Origin of the sequence: Pseudomonas californiensis (assembly GCF_021147775.1) — a bacterium.
GTDB lineage: Bacteria > Pseudomonadota > Gammaproteobacteria > Pseudomonadales > Pseudomonadaceae > Aquipseudomonas > Aquipseudomonas californiensis.
Window position 1 is genome coordinate 13,383 of record NZ_JAGTPK010000019.1, and the last position, 23,487, is coordinate 36,869.

The following is a 23,487-nucleotide window of genomic DNA, read 5'->3' on the forward strand; positions in this document are numbered from 1 at the left end:
TCCTTTGTGGTTCTGAAACCCTTGTCGGTTTTCTGCTCGCTGGCTTCAGTGGGCGCGAGGGTGTCCGCGAAAAAACCTGTCTGGCTGTCTGCTCATGAACCGGCTTCTGTTCGACGTGACCCGTTTGGTGGAGTCGGGTTTGCACACGGGCATCCAAAGGGTGGTTCGCTGCCTGTTGAGCGCCACGCAACGCCAGCTTGGTCACCCGGATTGCCATATTCTTGCGGTCACTTTTGAAGGGGATCAGTGGCAAGCATTCGATCACCTTGTGCCGCATGACTGCCAGGGGCTGGGGGCTCATGAACAAAGCCCCGGCCAACTTATCGAGCCTGGAGACGGTGACGTTCTCTTGATGTTTGATGCGTCCTGGTATGCCAGCCCATGGCCAGCAGTGGATGGCGCATTGGCTCGTGGTGCTCGCTTGGTCGGAATGGTCCACGACCTGCTACCGCTGGAGCATCCCGAGTGGTTTCGACCGGGGCTTGAGCAACGCTTTGGCGCACACCTGAATGAATTGGCCGAGCGCGCCGAGCAATTGTTTGTGCCTACCCAGTCCGTTCGTGGACGTCTGATGCAGCGTCTTGCGCAACAAGGCGTACAAAGAGTCGTCAACGTCTTGGCTCATGGTGGCGATTTTTGCAGCCTGACACCCGACGACGATCAGATTGAGCGTTACAGGCACTCGCTACCCGCACCCGCCACGCCGGACGACCCGCTCTACCTGGTAATCGGCACACTGGAGCCCCGCAAGAATCACGCGCTGGTGCTTGATGCATTCGACGTATTGTGGGCACAAGGCAAACAACCGCGCTTATTGTTCGTGGGTAATGTGGGCTGGCAGGTTGACCGTTTGCTTGAGCGTCTGCAAACTCACGCGCTGCTCAACAAGCGTCTTTTTCATGCGGCCGGCCTGAGTGATCCTGCTCTGCTGTGGCTGATCAGGCATTCCACGGCCCTTATTTATGTACCAAGAGACGAAGGTTTCGGCCTTCCTGTTCTTGAAGCCGCCATGCAGGGGTGTCCGGTAATTGCCGCTGACATTCCAGTATTGCGCGAAGCCGGCAGGCACTGGCCCTCTTACATCGAGCCTGGCTGCCTCCCCGAACTTATCCAGGCCATCGACACTGTTGCCCTGCGAGAAGAGGCCCAGCCCTTTTCCCGCACCTGGGATGACGTGGCCCTACAACTAGGAACCTTCCTGAACATGGCGAGCCGAGCACAATGAAAACGACCTGGTCAGTTTTCTCCCTGTTGAAAGACGTTCTGCGTTTTCGTGGGCTGATCTATGCAATCACACTGCGCGAGATAAAAAGCCGATACGCAGGCTCCACGTTCGGCGCCTTGTGGCTGGTCGTACCTCCGATTTTCATGGTGTTTATCTACACCATTATTTTCTCGCGCCTCATGCAGGCCCGCATGCCGGGTATCGAGCATCAGTATGCGTACAGCATCTACTTGTGTGCAGGCCTGATCACCTGGAACTTGCTGCTGGAATTGGTACAGCGCGGCAAAGGGGTATTTCTCGAACACGCCAACCTGATCAAGAAATCCAGTTTTCCCAAATTCATTCTGTTCATTCCGGTCATCGCTGTGGCGGCCCTGAACAGCCTGATCCTGCTATCGCTGGTCATCGCGTTCATGCTGTTGTCGGGTTACCCGATCATGTCGACCATTCTGGTACTGGTACCGATTCTGGCCATTACCGTAGTGTTGGGCATTGCGGTCGGCGCATTGCTGGCAACGCTGAACGTGTTCTTTCGCGATATAGGACAGCTGTCCGACGTATTCTTCCAGGCACTCTTCTGGGCTACCCCGATCGTCTATCCGCTCAGCATTCTGTCCGAGCGGGTTCAGGAAATCCTCGCGTGGAACCCCGTATTCCCGCTGGTCCTGACTGCACAGCGTGCGCTGCTGGGCGAGGCGGTAGGTATGCGTCCGCTGGTCTACCCACTGGTGTTCGGCCTCATCGTCTTCATTCTGGCTGTGCTGTTGTACAAGCGCAGCTACAACGACCTACTTGATCAGATCTGATATGACTATTCACGTTGACCAGGTAGGCAAGGCCTATCCAAAACTCAAAGGTCGCTGGCACGCACTGGGCACATGGCTCGGGCTATGCAAACGCGATCAGAACTGGATCATCCGCGACGTCAGCTTCAGGGTCGGGCAGGGCGAGTCCGTGGGCATCATCGGCGTCAATGGCGCCGGTAAAAGTACACTGCTCAAACTCATCACCGGCACCGCGATGCCCACCCAAGGCACCATCACCACAACAGGACGCATCGCTGCGCTGCTTGAGTTGGGAATGGGCTTTCACCCGGAATTCACAGGCCGGCAGAACGTGGCCCTGGCTGGGCGCATGCAAGGGCTGGAGCGCGATGAGATCATCGCACTCATGCCTGCCATCGAAGCTTTTGCCGAGATCGGTCACTACTTCGATATGCCGGTGCGTACCTACTCCTCCGGGATGTTCGTACGCCTGGCCTTCAGCGTGGCCACCGCGGTACGCCCCGAAGTGCTGATCGTTGACGAGGCTCTTGCCGTAGGCGATGCCTACTTCCAGCACAAGTCCTTTGCACGTATCCGCGATTTCCGCGAACAGGGCACAACGCTGCTGTTTGTGTCCCATGATCCGGGCGCCATCAAGAGCCTGTGTGACCGGGCCATTTTGCTGGGCGACCACAAGATGCTCATGGACGGAAAGCCAGACAACGTACTCGACTTCTATAACTCGCTGATTGCCCGCAAGGAAGAGGGCACGTTGCAAGCCCAGGCGGTCAATGCGCCTTATGCGGGTCGCTCCGGCAACGGCAAGGCACGTATTGAAGAATTGATCATCAGCAGCAACGGCAACGCTGCGCATATGCTGGAAGTCGGTGCACCGCTCACTCTGACGCTGAAAATCAAGGCCAATGAGCCCATCTACGATCTGTCCCTGGGCTTCATGTTCAAGGATCGCACGGGTTATGACATTTTTGGCACCAACACCTGGTTGCGCGGCGAATTGCGCGATCTGGGTGTGAATGCCGGTGTGGAACAAACCCTGACCGTGACCATTCCGGCGCTCAACATAGGCCCAGGCAGTTACAGCCTGACCCTGGCCCTGCATGGTGGCGCCGATCACATCGAAGACAACTTCGACTGGTGGGACAAAGCTGCAGTGTTCAACGTGACCGGGCACAGTGGCTACAAGCATTTCGCTGGCGTGTGCGCGCTGGAAGCTTCGTTCAAACTGGATTGATGCCACTGCCTTACGAGGCTGAATGCATCCGGCCAGACCTGTCCTTCCCCGTTCCCGACCTTGCGCAGCAAGGTCGGGAAACCGGCGGCAAAAAATCGTTGTGAGCGTGAGTCGATCTGCTCGCTGACGGTCATATAGCGTGATTGCACCCTGATACCTTCTGCTGATTTCTGACTCACCCCTCAATGCAGGTCTGCATAACCAGGCAATTTGCGTGATCGTTCGGTGTTTACGGTCAGACGACGCCTACAGAAAAATAGCGCGGCTCAAGTTGGCTGACACGGGGCTGAGCATGGGGCCTCCTGGCTGATGGAGGGCAGACAGATGTCCATGGGGCATTGGAATCGAAAACAAGTCTCTCCCACCCAGGCTCTCACCTGCGTAGAATGTTCGCCTCCATATTCCCTTGGTAACGCAGTTTTATAGCGTTATGAATTCATCAGCATGAACTGGCTGCTAACCGGTCTTGAACGCAAATAATGACTATCGATCTTAAAAAACTGCAAAAAGACATCGTGGCTGAAGTCAATCGCCGCGAATACGAGCGTGTTTCTGCGAGCGCCCAGGCGTCCCGGATTGCCTCGACGCTGCCGAACGACCTGATCCACGCGTTTGAGCCGATGGAGCTGGAAGGTCACTTGCCTCCTGGCCCAGAGCGTTATGTACCGCCAGTGGCCGATGACGCAGTCAACGAAGCTCAGCCCGCCTCTGCGCAAGTTCCGCCGCCCAGTCTGTACAGAAAACTGCGCAGTACTCCGCTCATCGGCAAGTACGTCAGTCATCCCCGGATCATGGGCTTCCTGACCCGCGTGCGGGAGCGGCCGGGCGGAGCCTCGCTGAAAAACGTTGTGGTCATGCTGGTTCGTGCAGTGGTCTATCGCATTCCCGGCATGCAGCGTCTGGTGTTCATCGGCAAAGTCCTGCAGCTGATGCCCGAGCGCATGTACGCAATGGAATACCACCTGGCCGACGGTAATACGCGTCTGCGCAATATTGGTCTGCAGATTCAGAATCAGACCAACCAGAGCCTTTATACCCACGCCCTGGCCATCGAGCAGAACGAGCAGTATCTGTTCACGCGCATGGAGCGTCTTGAACAGCGCCAGCGCGAACACATGGTGACCGTGTCTCAGGCACAGGTCAGCGGTGGCCGATCGGCCGAGGAAGCACCAGGCATGCCGCCTGAGTTGTACCTGGAATTCGAAGCCAACTTCCGTGGCTCGAAGGAAATGATCCGCGAGCGTCTGAAAGCCAACCTGCCGTACTTCATGAACAATGCCGACGCGGCATTGACCACCGATCCGGTGCTGGACCTGGGCTGCGGTCGTGGTGAATGGCTGCAGCTGCTTAAAGAGGCCAATATCCCGGCCATCGGGGTGGACTCCAACACCGCAATGATTGAGTGCTGCACCGATGCAGGCCTGGAAGCCTACGTAGGCGATGCCCTGCAATACCTCGCTGCGATGCCCGCTCACAGCCTCAGCGGCCTGACGGCCTTTCATATCATCGAGCATCTGCCGCTGGACGTGTTCATTGGCCTGATTGATGAAGCCCGTCGTGTCGTGCGCCCAGGCGGTGTGGTGTTGTTTGAAACGCCAAACCCGGAAAACCTGATTGTCGGTGCCTGCAACTTCTACATTGACCCGACGCATCGTAATCCGATGCCTCCGGCACTGGTGGGCTTCATGCTCAAGGCTCGTGGTTTTGAGCGCGTCGAAATCGACCGTCGTCATCCTGGTAATGAAACGCTGCACCTCAAAGGCAGCGACGAAGCCATCAACGCCCCTCTCAATCGATTGCTGTTTGGTGCGCAAGACTACGCCGCCATCGGTTATGCGCCTGAATAAGACTGAACTGACCTCATGCATCTAATTATCTGCAATGAACGCCTGCTGTTCCGTTTCGGCGTCGATCGCGTTTTACTGCTCCTCGCTCAAGGCCTGAAAGCAGCGGGCTGGCACATCACCTTTGTCGCCCAACGCGCCAACCACGATGTGCTGCGCCGTATTACCGACGACATCCACACCCCACCGCTGCATGACGGGCCGTATACCGAACTCGATCAAGTCACTGCGCAATGGCTGCGTGACAACCGCCACCGTTTTGTCCCTGTCGGTCAAGATCCGGTCGGTACCGTGGCGCTGATTGGCGGTTGGCCGTTCTATGCGTCCATTGCCGTGTTCCGTCAGTGGGGCATCCCTACCGTGGCGCTCGACTGTGGCGGCGTGCCTTATGACGACATGCAAGGGCCGGCGCGCCTGGTTCAGGAACGCTTGCGTGCACAACGCCGGGAATTCCTGCCCGAAGCCCAGGTGGTGACGCCCATCAGCCACTTCGTTTCGCGTACCCAGAGCCTGCCCGATGCAGGTCATGGCGTAAAAATATCAATGATTCACCTAGGCGCCGACCACCTGACCGGTGGCGTTGATCAAAGCCTCTGGCAAAACGGCCATCAGGCTGAAAGCGCGCTCAGCGCTGTCGATGCAGGCGAAGGCCCCACCATCATCAATCTGGGCCGCTGGGAAACCGGCAACTACAAGAACAGCGAAGGTCTTTACCCGATTGCCCGGCAGATCATCGCCGTGCACCCCAAGGCGCGCTTCAGCGTGCTGGCCACGGCTGAAGAGCTCGATTTGCCCGAAGATCTAAAGGGGCACATCCTGCCGTTGGGACACCCCAGCGATGCTGACCTCAATGCCTTGATGGCCAGTGCGCAACTGGGTATCAGCGTTTCTCACTGGGAAGGTTTCAACCTGCCATTGGCCGAAATGCAGCAGCTGCGCAAGCCGGTGCTGGTGTTGAACATTGGCGCCCACCCTGAAGTCGTCGCTGACCCTCAGCAACTGTGCACTGATGAACACGACATTGCTGAAAAGGCTCTGCGCGTTCTGTCCGGTGAGCTGCTGACCGGCGCCGAATGGGATGCCCGTCTGGACACCTTCCAGCAGACCTTCACCTGGCAGCACACTATCAAGGCGTATGCCGAATTGCTGGCCGACCTGGCACCAATTCAGGATCTGCCGGTACCGCAACTGATCATCGACACCAGCGCCTGCCTGCGTGACACCGCCAATACAGGTGTCGCTCGTGTGGTCCGCAGCCTGACCCGCAAGCTGCAGAATATCGGCCAGCCGCTGTTCGTGACCTGGAACGAGATCCTGCACGCGTACGTGTTTCCTACCGAAGACGAATACCGCAACCTGGCGTTGTACGGGGGGCCGCTGCCGGATCCCGAGCACTACTTGCTGCCCCGGTCGCCGATCCATGCACCCCAGACCCTGGCCAGCATGGGCAACCGTCGCCTCAATGGCGGCTGGTTGCTGCATAGCGAAATCGTCTTCGAGCGTCACGGCCCGGCACGACGTGCAGCCGCGCGAGAACTTGGCCTGCAAGTGGCCGCCATTTTCTACGACGCTATCCCGGTGACTCACCCGGAATGGGTCGCCGACATCAGTATTCGCGACAACCACGCGGCGTATATGACCGGCCTGGCTGAATGTGATCGCGTGCTGCCGATCTCCCCCGACGCGGGCAAACAGCTGCAGGCGTTCTGGGAACGGGAACACATCAAGCCTCGCGCTCAGGTACGCACCTGCTGGATCCCTGGCGAGCTGACCGCTTCACCGCGCGCTACCACGCCAGCCGCTGCGCCGCGTAAAGGCGAGCCGCTGCGTATCCTGTGCGTATCGACCCTTGAGCCGCGCAAGAACCACAAGGTTCTACTCGCCGCAGTCGCACGTCTGGCAGCGGATTACCCCGAACTGGACTGGCAGCTGGACATGATCGGCAACCGCTACGCCGGCGCCGACTACATTGTTGATGCCGTGCGCGAGGCCAGCGCTGCCGACCCGCGCATCGTCTGGCATGGCGTGGTCAATGACGACACACTCAATGACTATTACGCTCGTGCTCACGTCAGCGTTTATGCCTCGCTGGTCGAAGGCTACGGCATGCCCATCGTCGAAAGCCTCTGGCATGCACGCCCGTGCATCTGCCACAACGGCGGCGTGATGGCCGAATTGGCTGCCGAAGGCGGATGCCGCACCGTAGACATGACCGATCCGGCATCGCTGGCGGCCATGATCCATGAGCTGGCGACCCAGCCCGAGCACTATTTGCAACTGGCCAGCGAAGCCGTGGCGCGTCCAATCCTGACCTGGCGCAGTTATGCCCGGGAACTGCTGCGTCAATTGGCAGGCCATAACCCGCGCTTGTCGCTCAAACCATTGCCGCGTCAATGGCAGCATTTTCTGATCGCGCCCGAAATAGCAGTGACAGATGCACCGGGACAACTGGCCCTGGCCACATTGCTGACCCACCGTCCGTCGGTTTGTGCCCTGCTTATCGGGGAACATCCGCACTGGTTGACCGAGCTGGCCGGGCGTCAAATTGCCTGTGCCTGGCAACTTGTCGAGGGCGATGCCTCTGGTGCCGTGACCCGTCACGGCAACCTGAGCCGCATCGATGCGCCCGTTGATCAGGCGCTGCCGATGCTGCTCGATGAGTTCCAGATCAGTGAAATCGACGTCGACCTGATCATTCTGGCCGCTGAGCAGAGCCACAATGCGCAGGTGCAACTGCTGCTCAACACTCGCCTGACGAGGCAGGGCGCAGAAGGTCTTCTATTAATAGAAGGCGACAACGCCAACGCAGTGGCCCTGTCCCTCGGGCTGGCGGCTGAAGCCGACATCGAGTTGCCGGGTCTGAGCGGCTATCGCTTCCCTTATGCCGCGGCAGGAACCGAGCCATGAACGTTCTGGTCATCTCCAACTTTTTTCCGCCCCATGTAATCGGGGGCGCGGAAATCATTGCGCATCATCACGCCAAGGCCCTTGCGGACCGCGGCCACGATGTTCGGGTGCTGGCCGGTGACAACAGCCTGGGCCTGCCGCGCTACCCCATCAAGACCGAAGTCTTCGATGGGATGCCCGTCACGCGCGTGTCCCTCACCCAGCATGATTTTGCGCCCACCGGCAACAACGTCTGCCATCCAGGCGTGGAACGCGTGTTCCTTGACCTGATCGCCGACTGGCAGCCGGACGTCATCCATGCCCACCACATGGCGGGCATGTCGCTGGGCATCCTGCAGCTGGCCCGCGCACGCGGCATCCGTATCGCATTGACCCTGCATGACCACTGGGGTTTCTGCATCAACAGCACGCGGATCACCACCCAGAAAAGCCTGTGCCAGGACAGCACCCAATGCCACACCTGCCATGAGCACATTCACGACGACGGTGTACAACTGCCGCAACGCATGCGCCAGGACTACCTGCGCTGGCAGCTCGACGCGGTGGATTACTTCATTTCCCCGAGCCGTTACCTGGCCGATCAGTACATTCTCAACGGCATTCCTGCCGAACGCATGCACGTGATTGCCAACGGTATCGGCTTGCAACGCTTCAGTGACACCGCGCCACCGCCGCCCGGTGAGCGTCTGAATATCCTGTTTACCGGCTACATGGGCGACCATAAAGGGGTGCCTGCGCTGCTGGAAGCCGTGGCGTTGTTGCCCCATAAAAAGGTCCATCTGGACATGGTCGGCGACGGTCATATGCTAGATAGCTATATAGCTAGCTTGTTAGCTAGTGCACCTGATGTGTCGGTGAAATTCTGGGGCCGTCTGCCCAACGCCCGCATTGCAGAGCGCTTTGCCAAGGCGCATGTATTCGTTCTGCCGTCGGTGTGCCCCGAGAACCAGCCCGTCACCATCACTGAAGCCATGGCCTGCGGCCTGCCGGTGGTTGCGTCGCGTATCGGTGGCATTTCCGAGCTGGTCGAGGAGGGGCACACCGGGTGGCTTGCCGAACCTGGCAACGCCGTCGACCTGGCCGAGCGGCTAAGGTATTACATCGATCACCCCGAGCAGATCGCAGCCCACGGCAAAGCCAGCCGTGAACGTATCCAGGCGTTCGAGTTTGAACTGCAGATCGATCGGATCGAGGCCCTGTTGTCTTCCCCTGCCACCGAGCGCGATCAGCCGTTGCGCCTGATCGCTTGCCACGGCGCCCCTCTGGACGCAACGTTCAGCGCCGTACTGGAAGAGACCGCCCCGATCCCCGCCAACCGACCACAACCGGTTTCGCAGCCATGCTTTATTCCGGTCAACTGGATCACCCCTCAGGCAGCGAGTCTGTTGTGGGTCTCCGGCATTGTGGCCCATGACCCTGACACAGCTCTGCAACACATTGCGGCGTATCGTGAGCTTGAGAAGCCCGTTGTTTTAGACGAGCGGAACATCTTCGTTGCACGCAAGGTGGACGATGTGCTCAAGGTCCGCGGAAAAAATCAAAGCGCCTTAGGCTTAAAGGTTCTAACAAACCCGCCGAAAGCTAGTATTGTGTAACTACTTGGCGCGTGGGAAAAATCTGAAAGACACGTAGGAAAGATTTCGTAAGCTGCTCTTTTGGCTAAAAATTACCTTTACATTTGTTTATTAATGCTGCCTATTATCCGGCCACATGTCACATAGACATGGTCTGACACAGGTAGGTGGCGGCTATAGATGTAGAGCAATTCGATAGATAAAAACTATTGTGAAAAATTTCCTACGTGATATTGCAAATTTTCCTACTGTTACGGCTGAGATACACAAATACCTATGCTAGAGTGCCGCCCAAGGCTGCACGGAGTGCTGGGCAGCTGATGAACGGACAAAGGTTGTCCGTTTATGTGTCAGCTTCTTTTTATAATGATTCCTGGAGTAAACAATGGCTGCTTCCACCTACTTTGCACAAGTTCAACAACTGTACATCGCCTACTTTGGCCGTCCAGCTGACACCACCGGCCTGAACTTCTGGGCTACCCAGATCGACAACGCTAACGGCAACATCGCTGCAGTTCAGGCTGGCTTCTCGGCTTCCGCTGAATCCACCGCTCTGTTTGGCAACTCGTCGAACATCGACAAAGTTACCGCTATCTATCAGAACGCTTTCGGTCGTCAGCCAGAAGCTGCTGGCCTGACCTTCTGGGTAAACCAGTTGAACAACGGCACTGTCAGCCAGGCTCAAGCTGCCTGGACCATCCAGCAATCGGCCGGTTCGGTTGACGCTGCGGTCGTTCAAGCCAAACTGGTTGCCGCTCAAGCGTTCACCGCTCAGATCGACACCACTGCTGAAATCCAGGGCTACCAGGGTACTGCAGCTGCTGACGCTGGCCGTGCTTTCCTGGCTACCGTTACATCTTCCGCTACTGGCGTAACTGCTGTTGCTAACGCTGCCAACGCTTTGGCTGGCGCTGTAGCTGTTGGCGGCACTGTTGGTACCACATTCGCCCTGACCACCGGTGTGGATACACTGACTGGCACCGCTGGCAACGATATTTTCAACGGTGCGAACATCGCAACCAACCCTACTTTGAGCGTTGGCGACACCATCAACGGCGGCGCTGGTAACGATACCTTTAACCTGTTCACTTCGGTTGCTGGTGTTCAGCCTGGTTCGACCACTAACGTTGAAGTCATCAACGTCAACAACTCCTCTGGTGGCGTTGCTTCCGTAACAGCTGGTCAGTTTGTTGGTGCTACCAACATCAACTCCACTGGTGCTGCTTCCGTTACCGTCACCGGTTTGAGCGCTACTCAGCAAGTTGGCCTGAGCGGTTCGACTGCTGGTACCGCTGCTGCATTGTTCACCGCTACTCAGACTACTGCAGGTGCTCTGACCCTTAACCTGAACGGTGCTGTAGGTTCCGCTGGTGCTGCCCGCACTGTTGACGTTTCGGGCGCTACTGCGCTGACCGTGACTTCTACTGGTACTGCAAGCACGCTGCAAGGCGTAACCTTGGGTAACGCTGCTACCACCCTGGCTGTTAACGCAACAGCGAACGCTTTTTTGGGCGGCGTTGCAGGTACTGGCCTGACTACTGTTACTGCTTCCGGCACCGCCGCAAGCGTTAACTTGGGCACACTGGGTTCGACTGTAGTTACTTCGATCAACGCTTCCGGCCTGACCGCTGGCGGCCTGAACGTCACTCTGGCGAACGGTAACGTTGGCACTGTGACTTTCGTTGGCGGCGCTGGTAACGATACCTTCAACCTGGGTAACAACGTTCTGACTGGTACTGCTGGTCAAATCAATGCTGGTGCAGGTACTGGTGACACTCTGGGCCTGACGTTGGCTACTCAGCTGACTACCGCTCTGGCTCCAGCCTATGTTGGTTTTGAAATCCTGAACCTGGGTGGCGTTAGCCAGACTTACAACATCGCACCTCTGACTGGTATCACTGGTGTAACTGTTGGTGGCGCAACCGGCGAAACGACTGTTGTTAACGGTCTGACCGCTCTGACTCCACAGACCATCACTTCGACTGGCGTTCACGGTCTGACTGTAGGCGTTACTAACGCTACTACTGTTGGCACCAACGACACTCTGAACCTGGTTCTGAGCAGCGGCGCTACTCTGAACGCTGTTTCGACTTTGGAAGCTCTGTCGGTTGCTGGCGTTGAAACTCTGAACATCACTGCTGCCACTGGCACTGGTGCAACAACTGTTTCGGCTCTGACCAACGGTAACAACCTGAGCACCATTAACCTGCTGGGTGACTCGCCAATCTCTTTCACCGTTGGCAACAACGCTGTTGGCGCTAACCTGTCGCTGAATGCTACCGGTGCTGGCAACCACACCATCGACTTCTCCGGCGCCCTTGGCAGCGGTGTTTCGATCACTTCCGGTGCAGGCAATGACATTCTGATCGGTTCCGGTCAGAACGACGTAATCCGTGGCGGCGCTGGTAACGACGTATTGGCTACAGCTGCTGTAACTGTAACTGCCGGCTCGGCTACCGCCACTGCCCCAGCTACCATTACTGGTATCAGTGCTGCCCTTACTACCGGTGTTGACATCTTGACTGGTGGTACTGGTAACGATTCGTTCGCAATCAGCCACTCTACTGTTGCAAACGCGAGCTCGATCACTGACCTGAACCTGGGTACTAACGTGGTTGCTGGCGGCGTGGACGGCCTGTGGTTCAACACTGCTACTCCTCCTGCTACCGCTGTAACTGTTGTCGCTCTGACTGCTGCTCAGCAGACAGCTGTAACTGCAGCAGCTACGCTGGCTGCTGCTGTTGACTTGGTACTGGGCACTGCTAGCGGCGTTAACAACGTTGCTCAGTTCACCTACGGTACCGATACCTACATCGTAACCAACGGTGATGGCGCGACTACTGCAACTTACACCGCTGCTCAAGACAACCTGGTCAAGATCACTGGCGTAGTGGGTGTTCTGGACGCTTCCGACATCCACTTCGTTGCTGCGTAAGTAGTAACGCTAAGGATCAGGTAGATTTATTTCTACCTGAACCTAGATGTTGAGGTTGTAGAAAAACCCTGCGTTCTGAAAAGAATGCGGGGTTTTTTATTTACGAAAAAAGGCAAGGCAACGATATGAATCAGGCCCAAATTATTACTCTGGATGGAAAAGAATATAAACTTGAAGAGCTTTCCGAAAAAGCTCGTATTCAGGTAGTCAATGTTCAGGTTGTGGAAGCTGAGATAACCCGTCTACAGCAGCTATTGGCCATTGCTCAGACGGCAAGGAATACTTATGTATCATCGCTCATAATAGAAGTCGGTGCCGGTGCTGAAATCAGTAGTCCTAAAAAACAGCGCCAAAAACAACAAAAGCCAAAATAGAAAATACTGACTGAGGTAATTATGGCTGACTTGAGAATGATCACGGCCAATAGCTATGGCCAAAAATATTGGCAGAGCCACGAAAGCTATGCATTTGCTGGCACTGATGCGCTCTGCCCGCTAGTTGCCCAAGAACTACCCAAAGCCATGCTTTCCATGCCCATTGGTTTTGCTGCAGAAGGTGAAAGTTTTTTCCCTGTGGCTGTTCAAGGTTTAACACCTGGTAAAAACCTTTTTGTTGCTAACGATGGCAGTTGGCTGACTTCTTATATTCCAGCCCCGTACAGATCTTATCCTTTTCGCATGGTAACGAATGAGCATGGGGAATATGTATTGTGTGTCGATGAAGCGAGTGGTTTAGTGTCCGACAGTGTAGGGCAGCCCTTTTTTAATGAAGACAGTACACCTAGCAGCCGCCTGTTATCGATACTCGAGTTTTTCAAACAAATAGACAATAATCGTAATTTGACTCAAGCTGCTTGCTCTATTTTACAAAAATACAATCTCATCCAAATGTGGCCTATCACAATAAAAGGCGAGCAAGCCGAGCATCAAGTGGAAGGCCTATTTCGAATTGATGAAGCTTTATTGAACGCCTTGAGCGGTGAGGCATTACTGGAAGTTCAGCAATGCGGTGGTCTTACAATTGCTTATTGCCAGATGTTGAGCATGCAGCACCTGCCTGCTATGGGGCAGTTGGCAGATGCTCACGTTGCTGCTCAGCAAAAGACAGATAAAGTCCTTGTTGAAAATCTAGGTTTCATGAGTGAAGGCAGTACATTCAGTTTTGGCAATTGATCAAGTGATTAGTTTAAGCTGCGGCGCTTTTTAAAGGGCGAGCGCAGCTTAAAAAATGGAAAAATTCACCGTTGATTTGTTGATAGCGTTCAGTGTAGTTATTGATAATCGGACACGTAGATGCCCATATTTAATTGTAGGCGTTAAATCGATTTTATTATGGGGTAGTAGTCCTACAAGCCGGTGACTTCCCGAATGCCCGGCGCAGCGCCCGCTGTACTGGCACTTCAAACAACCGATGGCAGCCATAGCTCAACGGAATCAGCACGGCCATAAAGAGCGCCAGCATCCATGGGCTGTAGAAAAGGTTGCGTTCGCCGCCCAGGCTGTCGACGATCATGGCGAAGATGATCTGCAAGGGGAAGTGCAGCAGGTAGGACGAATAGCTGATATCACCCACCGCCGCCAAAGGACGCAGGAACGTGGGGAACGCGCAGCTGATGGCTGCCAGCAGCATGACCAGCGTGGGGAACGCCACGCCCATCAGAAAGTACAGGTTCAGGGTCTTTGACAGCATGACAAATGACCATGCCGCGCTGGCCATGAGGGCCGCAACCAGCAGAAAGGCCTTGATACCGATCTGCTTCATCAGGCGGTTCATAATGATGAACGCCACGCCGCCGCAAAAAAACGTGAAGATCCCGCTGCCCAGTTTGTAGTGCCCAGGGTAGAGGTAATAACCCAGCGCGATCAGGCACGGGATGATCAAGTAACGCGCCTGCCGGGTCAGGCACAGGGCAAACAGCATGGCGTAAAGCAGCACTTCGACGGACACCGACCAGATGGGCGCATTGAATGACCAGCCCGTTTCAAACCCCCAGGCAGGTATCAGCAACAGGTTCAAAAAGGCGTGGTACAGGTCATTCTGCTGGTACACAAAGTAGGTCGTGTGGCTGCTGGCATAGGCCATTTGAAGGGCTGCAACGGCGATGAACGTGACCAGGTGCAGGGGATACAATCGGCTGAACCTGTCCATGAAAAATGCAGAAGCTGTCAGGGTTCTGTCGGCGATCTTCTGTGAAAATAGCCAGAAAAACACAAATCCGGAAATACAGAAGAACAGCTCTACCGCCAGTGAGCCACGCTGGTAGGCCAGCGTGAACAGGTTGAACAGCGGTTGCCCCACACCGTTGAAGTCCCTGGGGCTGTCACCGACATAGAAAAAGTGCTGCCAATGCCAAAAGACCACGGCCAGCGCAGCGATCCCCCGAAGGACGTCCAGTGAATAGATTCTTTGGGGAAACGGGTTATGCGGCGTGTTCATTCGGATTCCACGGTTTTGAAAACATCTGCATTGGCTGCCTCAGTGCGATGGCTGTGTCGGGTTCTCAGCGAAACGACCAGCGCTTGTGACCGATATAACTGGTCACTACTGGCACCACAACACCGACGGCGTGAGCTATTTCCAGGGTGTACATCTTGACCCCCATGGCGGGTAGCACGTAATGGGCCAGGCCCACGCTGATGGCCCAGGTTTGCAGGACTGCGACGAGGTTGACCAGTACGAAGAACATCACCGAATGGTGTACGGCCTGCTGGCTGTCCTTGAAGACAAACGCCCTGGCCAGGATAAAGGCAGTCACCATGCCGGTCAGGTAAGCCAGGATCACCGCCGGTGAAAAATCCAGCCACAGGCTGTAGAGGATCCGCGAGCAGAAGTTGACCCCTGCCGCGAAACCTCCGGTGATCAGGAACACCAAAAATTGCCGGGTCATGAACTGCTGGATCATTGGGCTGCGTCTCGCGCCATCTTGCGACCGAAATCGATACTCTCGGAAATACCCCGGTCTTCCGGGTAGTAATACGAGGTGTCGGCGATCCACAGGCCTGCGATCAATTGTTTGACCGCTGGCAGGCGCTCCATGAAGCCAGGCTCGCAGATCGGCTGGGCGTAGCGATAACGGCTGGCGCGCAGTTCGATGAAGTCGTTGTCGGTGAGCGTCGGATTGATCTTCTTCAGGTAGCGCTGGACCTTGTCCAGAAAGTTCTGGTCAGGCTCGGCAAACAGTGGATGCTCACCCGGTACGTAGAAAGGCACGTAGACGATGTGCTGATCCAGCGGGCGCAGGTTGGTGTATTCAACCAGGCCTGGGATGTCCATTTCCGGGTCATTGGTATTGAGCCAGAAGTTGTTGGTGAGTGGCTTGCGCAGTTTGACGATGACGCACACCACGGCGACGTTTTTCAACGACTGGAAGCGTGCAATCACGTCGGCCGGCAGGTCGGGCATGATCCTGGGGACATAGGGCAGCGGGATGGTGCTGATCACTTTGTCGAAGTATTCGACCTTGCCATCCACTTCAACGCCTTTGGTCTGCCCGTCTTCAATGATCACGCGGCTCACCGGGGACTTCAGACGGAACTCGCCAGAGTTGGCCTCGATGTCCTGTTTCATGCCTTGCAGCAATGTTTCCGAACCGCCCTCCAGGTAGCCAAGCTTTTCCCGGAACAGGCTGTAGCGCGAACGGCCAATACGGCGGATGCGGCTCCAGATCCATGCTGCGGACAGGTTATCGCTGTAGTCGTAAAACTTGTATTCGAACAGGCGGCGCCACAGCACCTCCCAGGCCTCGGCACCCACGGCACCCCGTATCCAGGTTTTCGCGTCGCGGTTGTCCAGTGGTTTCCAGTCGTTGCGCTTGGTGCTCAGGAACGCATGCAGGCCATAGCGGAACTTGGCCATCAGGCTCAGGCCGCGAAACTTGACCAGTGCTATCGGGTTGCCCCAGGCTTGCAGGCGGTTCTGATACCAGTACCCCATCCTGGTCTCGACCCAGTGCATTTTCTTTTCCAGGCCCAGTTCCTGAAGGACCTTCAGGAACGCGTGGTCGGAAATGCAATGGAAGTGGTAATACCGCTCAATGGTCAAACCCGAGAAATCAAACGCAGCGGTCATGCCGCCAATGCGGTCATCGGCTTCGAAAATGACGGGTTGATGGCCATCGCGTGCCAATTGATAGGCGACAGCCAGGCCCATGGGGCCAGCGCCCAGTACTGCAATACGTTGACCCATCTCAGAACTCCAACACGACTTTGCTGTACTCGGGATCGTTGAATGTTTCATTGATCGCGTCAGCAAAGGGTGTGTAAGGCACGCCAAAAATGCCGGGCCAGTCAATGACTTCAAATTCGTCTTTGGCGCTCAACGAGGCCAGTTGTTGCGTGGTGAAGGGTGGGTTTTTGTCGAACAGCCCCCATACCCATATCAGCGCATAGAAAAGGCTGTACGGGATTTTCAGAATCACGGTACCGGCGCGTGTTGCGCGTTTGATCTCGCGGATGATGTCGATGTAATCGACGTTCTCATGGCCGGAGATGTTGTAGATGCCGTTGATTTGCGGGTGCTCGATGCAACTGATGATGATGTTGGAAAAGTCACCGACATACAGCGGCTGACGCAGGTAGCGGCCATGGCCCGGAATCGGGAACACTGGCACTTTTTTCATGAAACGTGACAGCCAACCCAGGTGTTTGCGGTCGAACCAGCCGAACATCAGGGTTGGACGCAGAATGGGGCAGGGGATGCCGCTTTCGATCACCATGCGTTCCTGGTCTTTCTTGGTATTGGTGTAGAAGTCGTCGGCCACCGACACCACTACCGATGAGCTGATCGGGATCAATCGCGGAATGTTGTGCAGTTTGATCTGTTCAAGGATCAGCGCCGTGGCGTCGACGTTGTTGCGCACGAATTCCTGATAGTCATTGCCACCGATCTGCGCCTGCAGCATGACCACTACGTCAGCGCCGGCAAAGTGCCGTTGCCACTCACCGGGCTCGGCCAGGTCGGCGTATTCCACCGTTATCCCGGGCTGGGTCTTCTTCAGAATGGCGAGGTTTTCACGGTGCTTGTCGAGCACGATGATGTTGCTGTAACCCTTGGCCTTGAGGCGTGCGACCAGGTTCTGGCCGACCAGACCGGCGCCGCCAGGCAACAGGATCTTGGAAGCATTCATTGTTTTGCGACTCCGTCGAATTCAAGGCCGAACAACGCTACACCGAGTTCTCGGGCGTCATCGGAAAGGCCGGCGCTTTGAGGCGATATGGGTTTATCAATCTGCAACTGCAGGGTCTGGACCTGATCACTGGCTGCTACCGGAATACTGATGGTCTGACGTGCTTTGCCGGGGGAGAACTTCGCCTGCCCGACCTGTTTTCCATCCAGCACGAATGTGACCAACTGCGAGGATTGCGGGGTGGGCAAGAAGGCTTCCAGATCCAGTTTTACGTGACCGGCGCTTTGCGCAGTGGTCTTGAACAGCAATCGGGCTTGTTTGTCTTCGCTCCACACTCGGTCGGCTTCGACCCCGGCCCAGCCAGACGCCAGCAGATCACGGCTGAATACAGGTCTGTCCTTGACGACCGTCAAGGCGCCGCGCCCGGCAATGGAAAAAACTTCATCACTGTAGAAGGAGAGCCCCATAGCCGAGAGCGCTGGGGTTTTGTCCGGATACCCGTTGTAAGCCGTCACCGTCAGGCGCTTGCCCGAACGTACTTCTTCGTCACTGCAGCGATAAGCCTTGGTAAACAGAATGTGCCAGTTCTGGTTCACACAGAACAGCTTGATGCCCTTGCGGGCCGAGAAGGCCTCAAGCCCTGCCACGGAAGACCAGACATGCGGCCAATTGTTTGCGGTGTCCAGATCCAGGACAAGCACATTGCCCGTGGTGCGCTGAGACTGAAGGGCGTTGAACGTGGTCTTGATGCCGGGCAGACCATAATGCTGGGTGTAAGGTACGGGCTTGTTGATCACAGAGAACGTCACCGCCAGCACAACCAGCGAGCCGGGCAGAAGCACTGCCTTGAACGAACCCAGGCGCGTGCTTGAAAGCAGGACCATTACGCTGTAGGCAATGGCAAGCGAGGGCGCCGCGTAATAGAACAGGCCCACATAGCGCTCGCTCAGCATATCGATGCCATAGCGCGCGTAGAACAGCAGTGCAAACGTCGCGGCAAAGATCGAGGCCACCAACGCCCGGATGCGCGTTCGCGCCTCTTGCTGCATGCGGCCACAGGCCCACCACGCCAGCGTCAACAGACCAAGCCCCAGTGCACCCCATAGGACACCGCCCCAGTAAGACGCGACGAAGACCAGCGAATCGGCAAGGGAGTTGGCGTTGTGTCCGCCACTGAAGGTTGCGTAGTCGTGAATGGGGCCAGGGAAATCAGTAATCGTTTTGATGACCAGCGGAATAAAGAAGAGGAACAGCGTCAGGCACGATAGCCCCAGCGGTACTTTGTGACGCACCAGAAACGATGGGCTGGCGATAATCCGGTCTGTTTTGGCCTGCCCTCTGAAAATGAGGTAGTTGCTGACAATGGCGGTTATCAGTACCACGCCAAGCACACCAACAAATGAAACATGACCGTTGATCAAAAAACCGGAGCTGATCGCCAGCGCTTGCAGGCTGTCGATTTTCCCGTCGATAACCCGGCCTATTGCCATCAGGGCAACCACGAACGGGAACAGGTACATGTGCGGCATCCAGATGCCGTTGAAGAACGAATAGTCGATCAGGCCGAGCATGAGCAGCAACACGCTCACGCAAGCAAGCGCCACAAGGGTTGATTGTGTCAGTCGATGAAACCCGACAAAGGCCAGCGTGATCCAGAACGCGTTGTAGAACGCCACGGCCATGATCTGGCCGGCAAAGGGAAAATCAACCAGGTGCAGCACGTCATGGAAAACCGTTTCACCGGCAGCCAATACGTAGAGTATGGCCGGGCCTGGGTGATTGAATCCGACTCTGGAGTAGTTACCCACCCAGAGAGAGAAATCCTTGGCGCGCTGGATCAATACCGAGTTGGCCGCAAAGTCGCCGGCTTCATGGGTCACCGCGTTGATGGTGCTGAAGTTGGCCAACAGGAGGAGCGCCACGGTGACGATATAAAACACGGAAATACTGACCCGGTTTAACGAATTGAACCGATTGATAACGTTACTCATGGATCCCTCTAGTGGCTGAATGGGGCATGACCTTGTGGCGCACTATTACAGGTTCAGGCGTTTGAAGATCAGGGTAGGGATGCACTTGATGATCAACATGATCAACGCCCAGAAGCCAGGCGTGTACAGCGTATCTGCCTTGCTTTCGATGCCCTTGACGATGCGCAGCGCAACGTTTTCCGGCGTGGCTACCAGCGGCCCTGGCAACGGCAAGCCTTTGGTCATTGGCGTGTCGACAAAGCCAGGCTTGATGGTGGTCACCTGTACGCCCACTTTGAAAAGCCGCGCCCGCAAGCCTTCGCAGAAGGTCGACACTGCCGCTTTGGCGGTGCCGTACAGGTAATTGGAAGGACGACCGCGATCACCTGCCACAGAAGAAATCACGGCCAGACTGCCGCAGCGCTGGGTTTCAAACTGATTGGCCAACAGCGTCAGCAAGGCAATGACCGACGTGCCGTTGTTGGCCATTTCCTGAAGGGCGACATTGACGTCCTGCTCGCACGCTTTCTGGTCAGGCAGGGTGCCGTGGGCGATCAGCGCGATGTCTATCTGGCTCAGTGCGGCCATGCAACTGGCGAGCATGGCCGGGTGCGCCGCGACGTCAGTCGCGTCCATTTCATGCAGCGTGACGTTCCTGGCTCCACGCCCTTGAAGGTCGGCAGCGGTCTGTTGCAGTTTTTCGGCATTACGCGCCACGAGGAAGAATTCACTCCCCTGTACAGCCCACAGACGTGCGCACGCAGTGGCGATGGCAGAGGTGGCGCCGATGATCAAGACTCGTTTCATAGGGTGACTCTTTTCCAGAAGCGGGACATCAAAGAAGGGTCGCGCAGCGCTTCAAGTTGCTCCCAGGCGGGGTATGCCTGGCGGAAGTCGCTGCCGGTCATGTGCGCGTCCTTGGCGGGATACAGTCGACCGCCCGCCGTCCGCACAATGCTGTCCAGGCGCGGGAAAAGGGTATTTTCCAATTCGCTGCTCTGGGGAAAGTCCAGCGCCAGAGAGGTGCCAGGCAAGGGAAACGACAAAAGGCCCGGCGAAGCAATATCGCCACAGCGCTTTAGCACCGCCAGGAACGAACCCTGGCCGCTGTCGGCGATCGCGCCGAGCAGCTCGCGCATGGCGACTTCGGCATTCGCGTCGGGGATCACGCATTGGTATTGCTGGAAGCCGTTACGCCCATAGATTCGGTTCCAGTGGCGGATACGATCCAGCGGATAGAAAAACGGCTCGTAGGCACTGCGTCGCTGGCTGCGTTGGCTGGGGTGCATACGCCAGTAGGCGCTGTTGAAGGCTCGCAAAGACAGGTTATTGATCAGCGAGATGGGCGGTGTCAGCGGTACCGAAAGCTTCGAGCGCTCATCAAGCGCCAGCGAGCCATAGCGCGCATGGTCACCAACGATGAATACGCCACGACCGGTATCAGCGCCTTTGGCCAGGCAGTCGATCCAGGCCACGCTGTATTCGTGTTGATGATCCAGTTCGGCAGACAGAGCAAAGAATTCAGCCAGGTTGGCGAAGCGCACCACGGTGGTGTTGATCTGGCTGGCCTGCACGGGCATCAGTTGCAGCTCTGCCCACTGGATCACGCCTGTCAGGCCCAGGCCACCAATGGTGGCGCAAAACAGCTCGGTGTTCTCGGTTGGCGAGCAGGTCAGCTGTTCCTGGCCATGACGCAGCAAGCCAAAACACGAGACGTGCCTGCCGAAGGTGCCGCGCAAATGGTGATTCTTGCCATGCACGTCGTTGGCAATTGCGCCGCCGACCGTGGCAAATTGAGTGCCGGGTGTGACGGGCAGGAAGAAGCCTCTCGGGATCGCCACCTCAAGGATCTGCGCCAGTGTGATACCGGCTTCGACGCGAATGATACCGTGCTGCCAGTCGGTATTGATGAAGCGATCAAGGCTGCGCATGTGCAGCACGTGGTCGCTGGCCGCCAGGCAGCTGTCGCCATAGCTGCGACCGTTGCCGTAAGCCAGGGTATTGCCGTGGGCCTGAGTGATGGCGGCATGCAGCGCTGGCAATTCATTCTGCCAGGCACAGGCGCTGGCGGTCTGAGGGGCACGAGGGTGTCGTCCCCAGGAGTACAACGCCTGGCTCATGTCGCCACCCAGAACACCAGGCAAAACAGGATGCCGACCACAATACTGACGCGATCACGAATGGCAAATACCACCGGGTCGTCGTGCATCTCTCCGCGATGGGTGAGCATCCAGACTCGCGTTATCCAGAACAACAGCAACGGACAACCCAACCAGATCACCTGGGGATTGCTATACAGCGCTGTGGTAAGTCCATCGTGGATGTACAAGGCCAGAACCATGACCGACAAATAACCGGACGCAGCGCCGAGCGATGAAATCATCTCGAGGTCGCCAGGGTAGTAGCCTCGTCCCCGGGTTTTCTTTGTCAGGCCCTGGGTCCTTGCTTCGCGCAGTTCAGCGTAGCGTTTGACCAGCGCCAGACTGAGGAAGATGAACATCGAGAATGCCAGAATCCAGAACGTCAGCGGCTGCTGGAACGCCGCAGCACCGGCAATGATGCGCACGGTGTAGAGCATCGCCAGGGCTATTACATCCACCGCCATCTGGCGCTTGAGTGACAGAGAGTACGCCAGGGTCAGGATGTAATACGCTGCCAGCACAGCAGAAAACTGGATGGGCAACAGCCACAAGGAGCCTGCAAAGGTAACCAGCAACAACAGCGGGAAAACCATCAGCCCGAACCGGATGGACAGCCGCCCCGAGGCGAATGGCCGATTACGTTTGGTCTTGTGATGACGATCATCCGCCAGATCCAGCAAGTCGTTGAGCAGATAGACACTGGACGCGCATAAACCGAAAAACAGAAAACCAAGAATCCCTTGCCACAACAGCAACGGATTGGTGAGCTGATGGGAGGCCAGCAATGGGACGAAAATCAGTACGTTTTTCATCCATTGGTGAAGACGCAAGGCTTTCAGCCAATCCTTGGGACCGGACACGTTGGACTGGATAACTTGTGCGACATTGCCTTGGGCACGCGCTTTTCTTTCAACCCCGGACTCCGGATTGACGACATAGGCGTTACGCGCGGCAGCCCAGACTTTCATGTCGTCATGGGAGTTGCCCATGTAGTCGAAACCCTTTTCACCGAAATGCTCGATCAACAGGTCACGTTTGCAGTGCGAGGACAAGTTTCGTTCACTGTCGCTGGCCATGACGCAGTCGAATAATTGCAGATGTACAGCAATCCGTTCGGCCAACGTGTGATGACTTGCTGTAGCCAATACCACCTGCCGACCCAGCTTGCGTTCCGTATTGATGAACTCGATAACTTGCGGGTCATAAGGCAGGACACTGACATCAATGTCCGTTGCCAGAGCCAGGCCTTCTTTTAATGTAGCTTTGCTCTTCGTTAGCCAGCCAAGAGGTTTGAGACATTGCAGGGGCTGGCTGCGCAAAAAGGCCATGCCGGTTTCCAACAAAAGATCGGAGCGCAGCAGGGTACCGTCAAGGTCAATTACGAGTGGTACTGGCTGTGGGAGCGGGGCTGTCACTGACACTCTTCCCTAATGCTGAGTCGGTGAGTCCGCTCAGGTAGGCTGAATAAAAAACGCAGCAAAGTAGACCACAGGCAGACAGTGGACTGCGTGCCACCGAACCACTTGCGTTTGTGCACTAAATCAAAAAAGCGCGGCATTCTCTCATAGCTGTGACCTGCTGAACCAACTGAATATCCAGCGATATGCGCAACATGAACGCCTTGCAGGGGGTGCCAGAAGGGTTTGAACTGTCGCGCTTGCCTGCAGGTTTTGATCATTGTTTATGTACAGTCATCGGTCTGCAGATCGAGATGGCTGATAGTGAGCGTATTGCGCAGGCCATTGCTCGG

Annotated in this window: 17 protein-coding genes; 9 read left to right on the forward strand and 8 right to left on the reverse strand. The window is 56.5% G+C overall.

All coding sequences use genetic code 11. The features are described 5' to 3' along the window. Positions 1-94: 94 nt before the first annotated feature. The 9 genes from KDX37_RS18480 (at position 95) to KDX37_RS18520 (ending at position 13,673) form a co-directional block, all read left to right on the forward strand. A complete protein-coding gene (locus KDX37_RS18480) occupies positions 95-1,225 on the forward strand; it encodes a glycosyltransferase family 4 protein (protein ID WP_231654154.1) in 1,131 nt (376 codons plus the stop codon). Beyond that, entirely contained in the window at positions 1,222-2,031 is an 810-nt protein-coding gene (locus KDX37_RS18485) for an ABC transporter permease (RefSeq protein WP_231654155.1), read from the forward strand. Before KDX37_RS18480 ends, KDX37_RS18485 begins: the two co-directional genes overlap by 4 nt. Position 2,032: 1 nt before the next feature. Then, positions 2,033-3,241, forward strand: a complete 1,209-nt coding sequence (locus KDX37_RS18490) for an ABC transporter ATP-binding protein (protein ID WP_231654156.1) — start codon at positions 2,033-2,035, stop codon at positions 3,239-3,241. A 479-nt stretch (positions 3,242-3,720) separates the two neighbouring features. After that, positions 3,721-5,088: a class I SAM-dependent methyltransferase gene (locus KDX37_RS18495; protein WP_231654157.1), complete on the forward strand. Its 1,368-nt coding sequence runs from the start codon at positions 3,721-3,723 to the stop codon at positions 5,086-5,088. A gap of 15 nt (positions 5,089-5,103) precedes the next feature. Further along, positions 5,104-7,992 carry a glycosyltransferase family 4 protein gene (locus KDX37_RS18500; RefSeq protein ID WP_231654158.1) on the forward strand — a complete coding sequence of 963 codons (2,889 nt, stop codon included), beginning with the start codon at positions 5,104-5,106 and terminating at the stop codon, positions 7,990-7,992. Continuing rightward, positions 7,989-9,587 (forward strand): glycosyltransferase family 4 protein, encoded by a 1,599-nt coding sequence (locus tag KDX37_RS18505; protein ID WP_231654159.1) that lies wholly within the window; start codon positions 7,989-7,991, stop codon positions 9,585-9,587. Before KDX37_RS18500 ends, KDX37_RS18505 begins: the two co-directional genes overlap by 4 nt. Positions 9,588-9,951: 364 nt before the next feature. Continuing rightward, positions 9,952-12,501, forward strand: a complete 2,550-nt coding sequence (locus tag KDX37_RS18510) for a beta strand repeat-containing protein (protein ID WP_231654160.1) — start codon at positions 9,952-9,954, stop codon at positions 12,499-12,501. 125 nt (positions 12,502-12,626) lie between these two features. Then, positions 12,627-12,875 carry a DUF6447 family protein gene (locus KDX37_RS18515; RefSeq protein ID WP_231654161.1) on the forward strand — a complete coding sequence of 83 codons (249 nt, stop codon included), beginning with the start codon at positions 12,627-12,629 and terminating at the stop codon, positions 12,873-12,875. Between the two features lie 21 nt (positions 12,876-12,896). After that, on the forward strand, positions 12,897-13,673 hold the full coding sequence (locus tag KDX37_RS18520) for a SapC family protein (RefSeq protein WP_231654162.1): 777 nt from the start codon (positions 12,897-12,899) through the stop codon (positions 13,671-13,673). A gap of 157 nt (positions 13,674-13,830) precedes the next feature. Here the strand turns inward: KDX37_RS18520 and KDX37_RS18525 are convergent, their stop codons facing one another. From KDX37_RS18525 to KDX37_RS18560, 8 genes are all read right to left on the reverse strand, one after another. Then, positions 13,831-14,937: an acyltransferase family protein gene (locus KDX37_RS18525; RefSeq protein WP_231654163.1), complete on the reverse strand. Its 1,107-nt coding sequence runs from the start codon at positions 14,935-14,937 to the stop codon at positions 13,831-13,833. Between the two features lie 64 nt (positions 14,938-15,001). Then, positions 15,002-15,388, reverse strand: a complete 387-nt coding sequence (locus tag KDX37_RS18530) for a GtrA family protein (RefSeq protein ID WP_231654164.1) — start codon at positions 15,386-15,388, stop codon at positions 15,002-15,004. 11 nt (positions 15,389-15,399) lie between these two features. Next, entirely contained in the window at positions 15,400-16,686 is a 1,287-nt protein-coding gene (locus tag KDX37_RS18535; protein ID WP_231654165.1) for an NAD(P)/FAD-dependent oxidoreductase, read from the reverse strand. Position 16,687: 1 nt separating this feature from the next. Further along, positions 16,688-17,626 (reverse strand): NAD-dependent epimerase/dehydratase family protein, encoded by a 939-nt coding sequence (locus tag KDX37_RS18540; RefSeq protein WP_231654166.1) that lies wholly within the window; start codon positions 17,624-17,626, stop codon positions 16,688-16,690. Next, positions 17,623-19,617 (reverse strand): hypothetical protein, encoded by a 1,995-nt coding sequence (locus KDX37_RS18545; protein WP_231654167.1) that lies wholly within the window; start codon positions 19,615-19,617, stop codon positions 17,623-17,625. The genes KDX37_RS18540 and KDX37_RS18545 overlap by 4 nt, the downstream gene beginning before the upstream one ends. Before the next feature lie 45 nt (positions 19,618-19,662). Continuing rightward, positions 19,663-20,403, reverse strand: a complete 741-nt coding sequence (locus tag KDX37_RS18550; protein ID WP_231654168.1) for an SDR family oxidoreductase — start codon at positions 20,401-20,403, stop codon at positions 19,663-19,665. Continuing rightward, positions 20,400-21,716 carry an FAD-binding oxidoreductase gene (locus KDX37_RS18555; RefSeq protein ID WP_231654169.1) on the reverse strand — a complete coding sequence of 439 codons (1,317 nt, stop codon included), beginning with the start codon at positions 21,714-21,716 and terminating at the stop codon, positions 20,400-20,402. The genes KDX37_RS18550 and KDX37_RS18555 overlap by 4 nt, the downstream gene beginning before the upstream one ends. Then, positions 21,713-23,158, reverse strand: coding sequence for a UbiA family prenyltransferase (locus tag KDX37_RS18560; protein ID WP_231654170.1), 1,446 nt, complete (start codon positions 23,156-23,158; stop codon positions 21,713-21,715). Before KDX37_RS18560 ends, KDX37_RS18555 begins: the two co-directional genes overlap by 4 nt. Positions 23,159-23,487 lie beyond the last annotated feature (329 nt).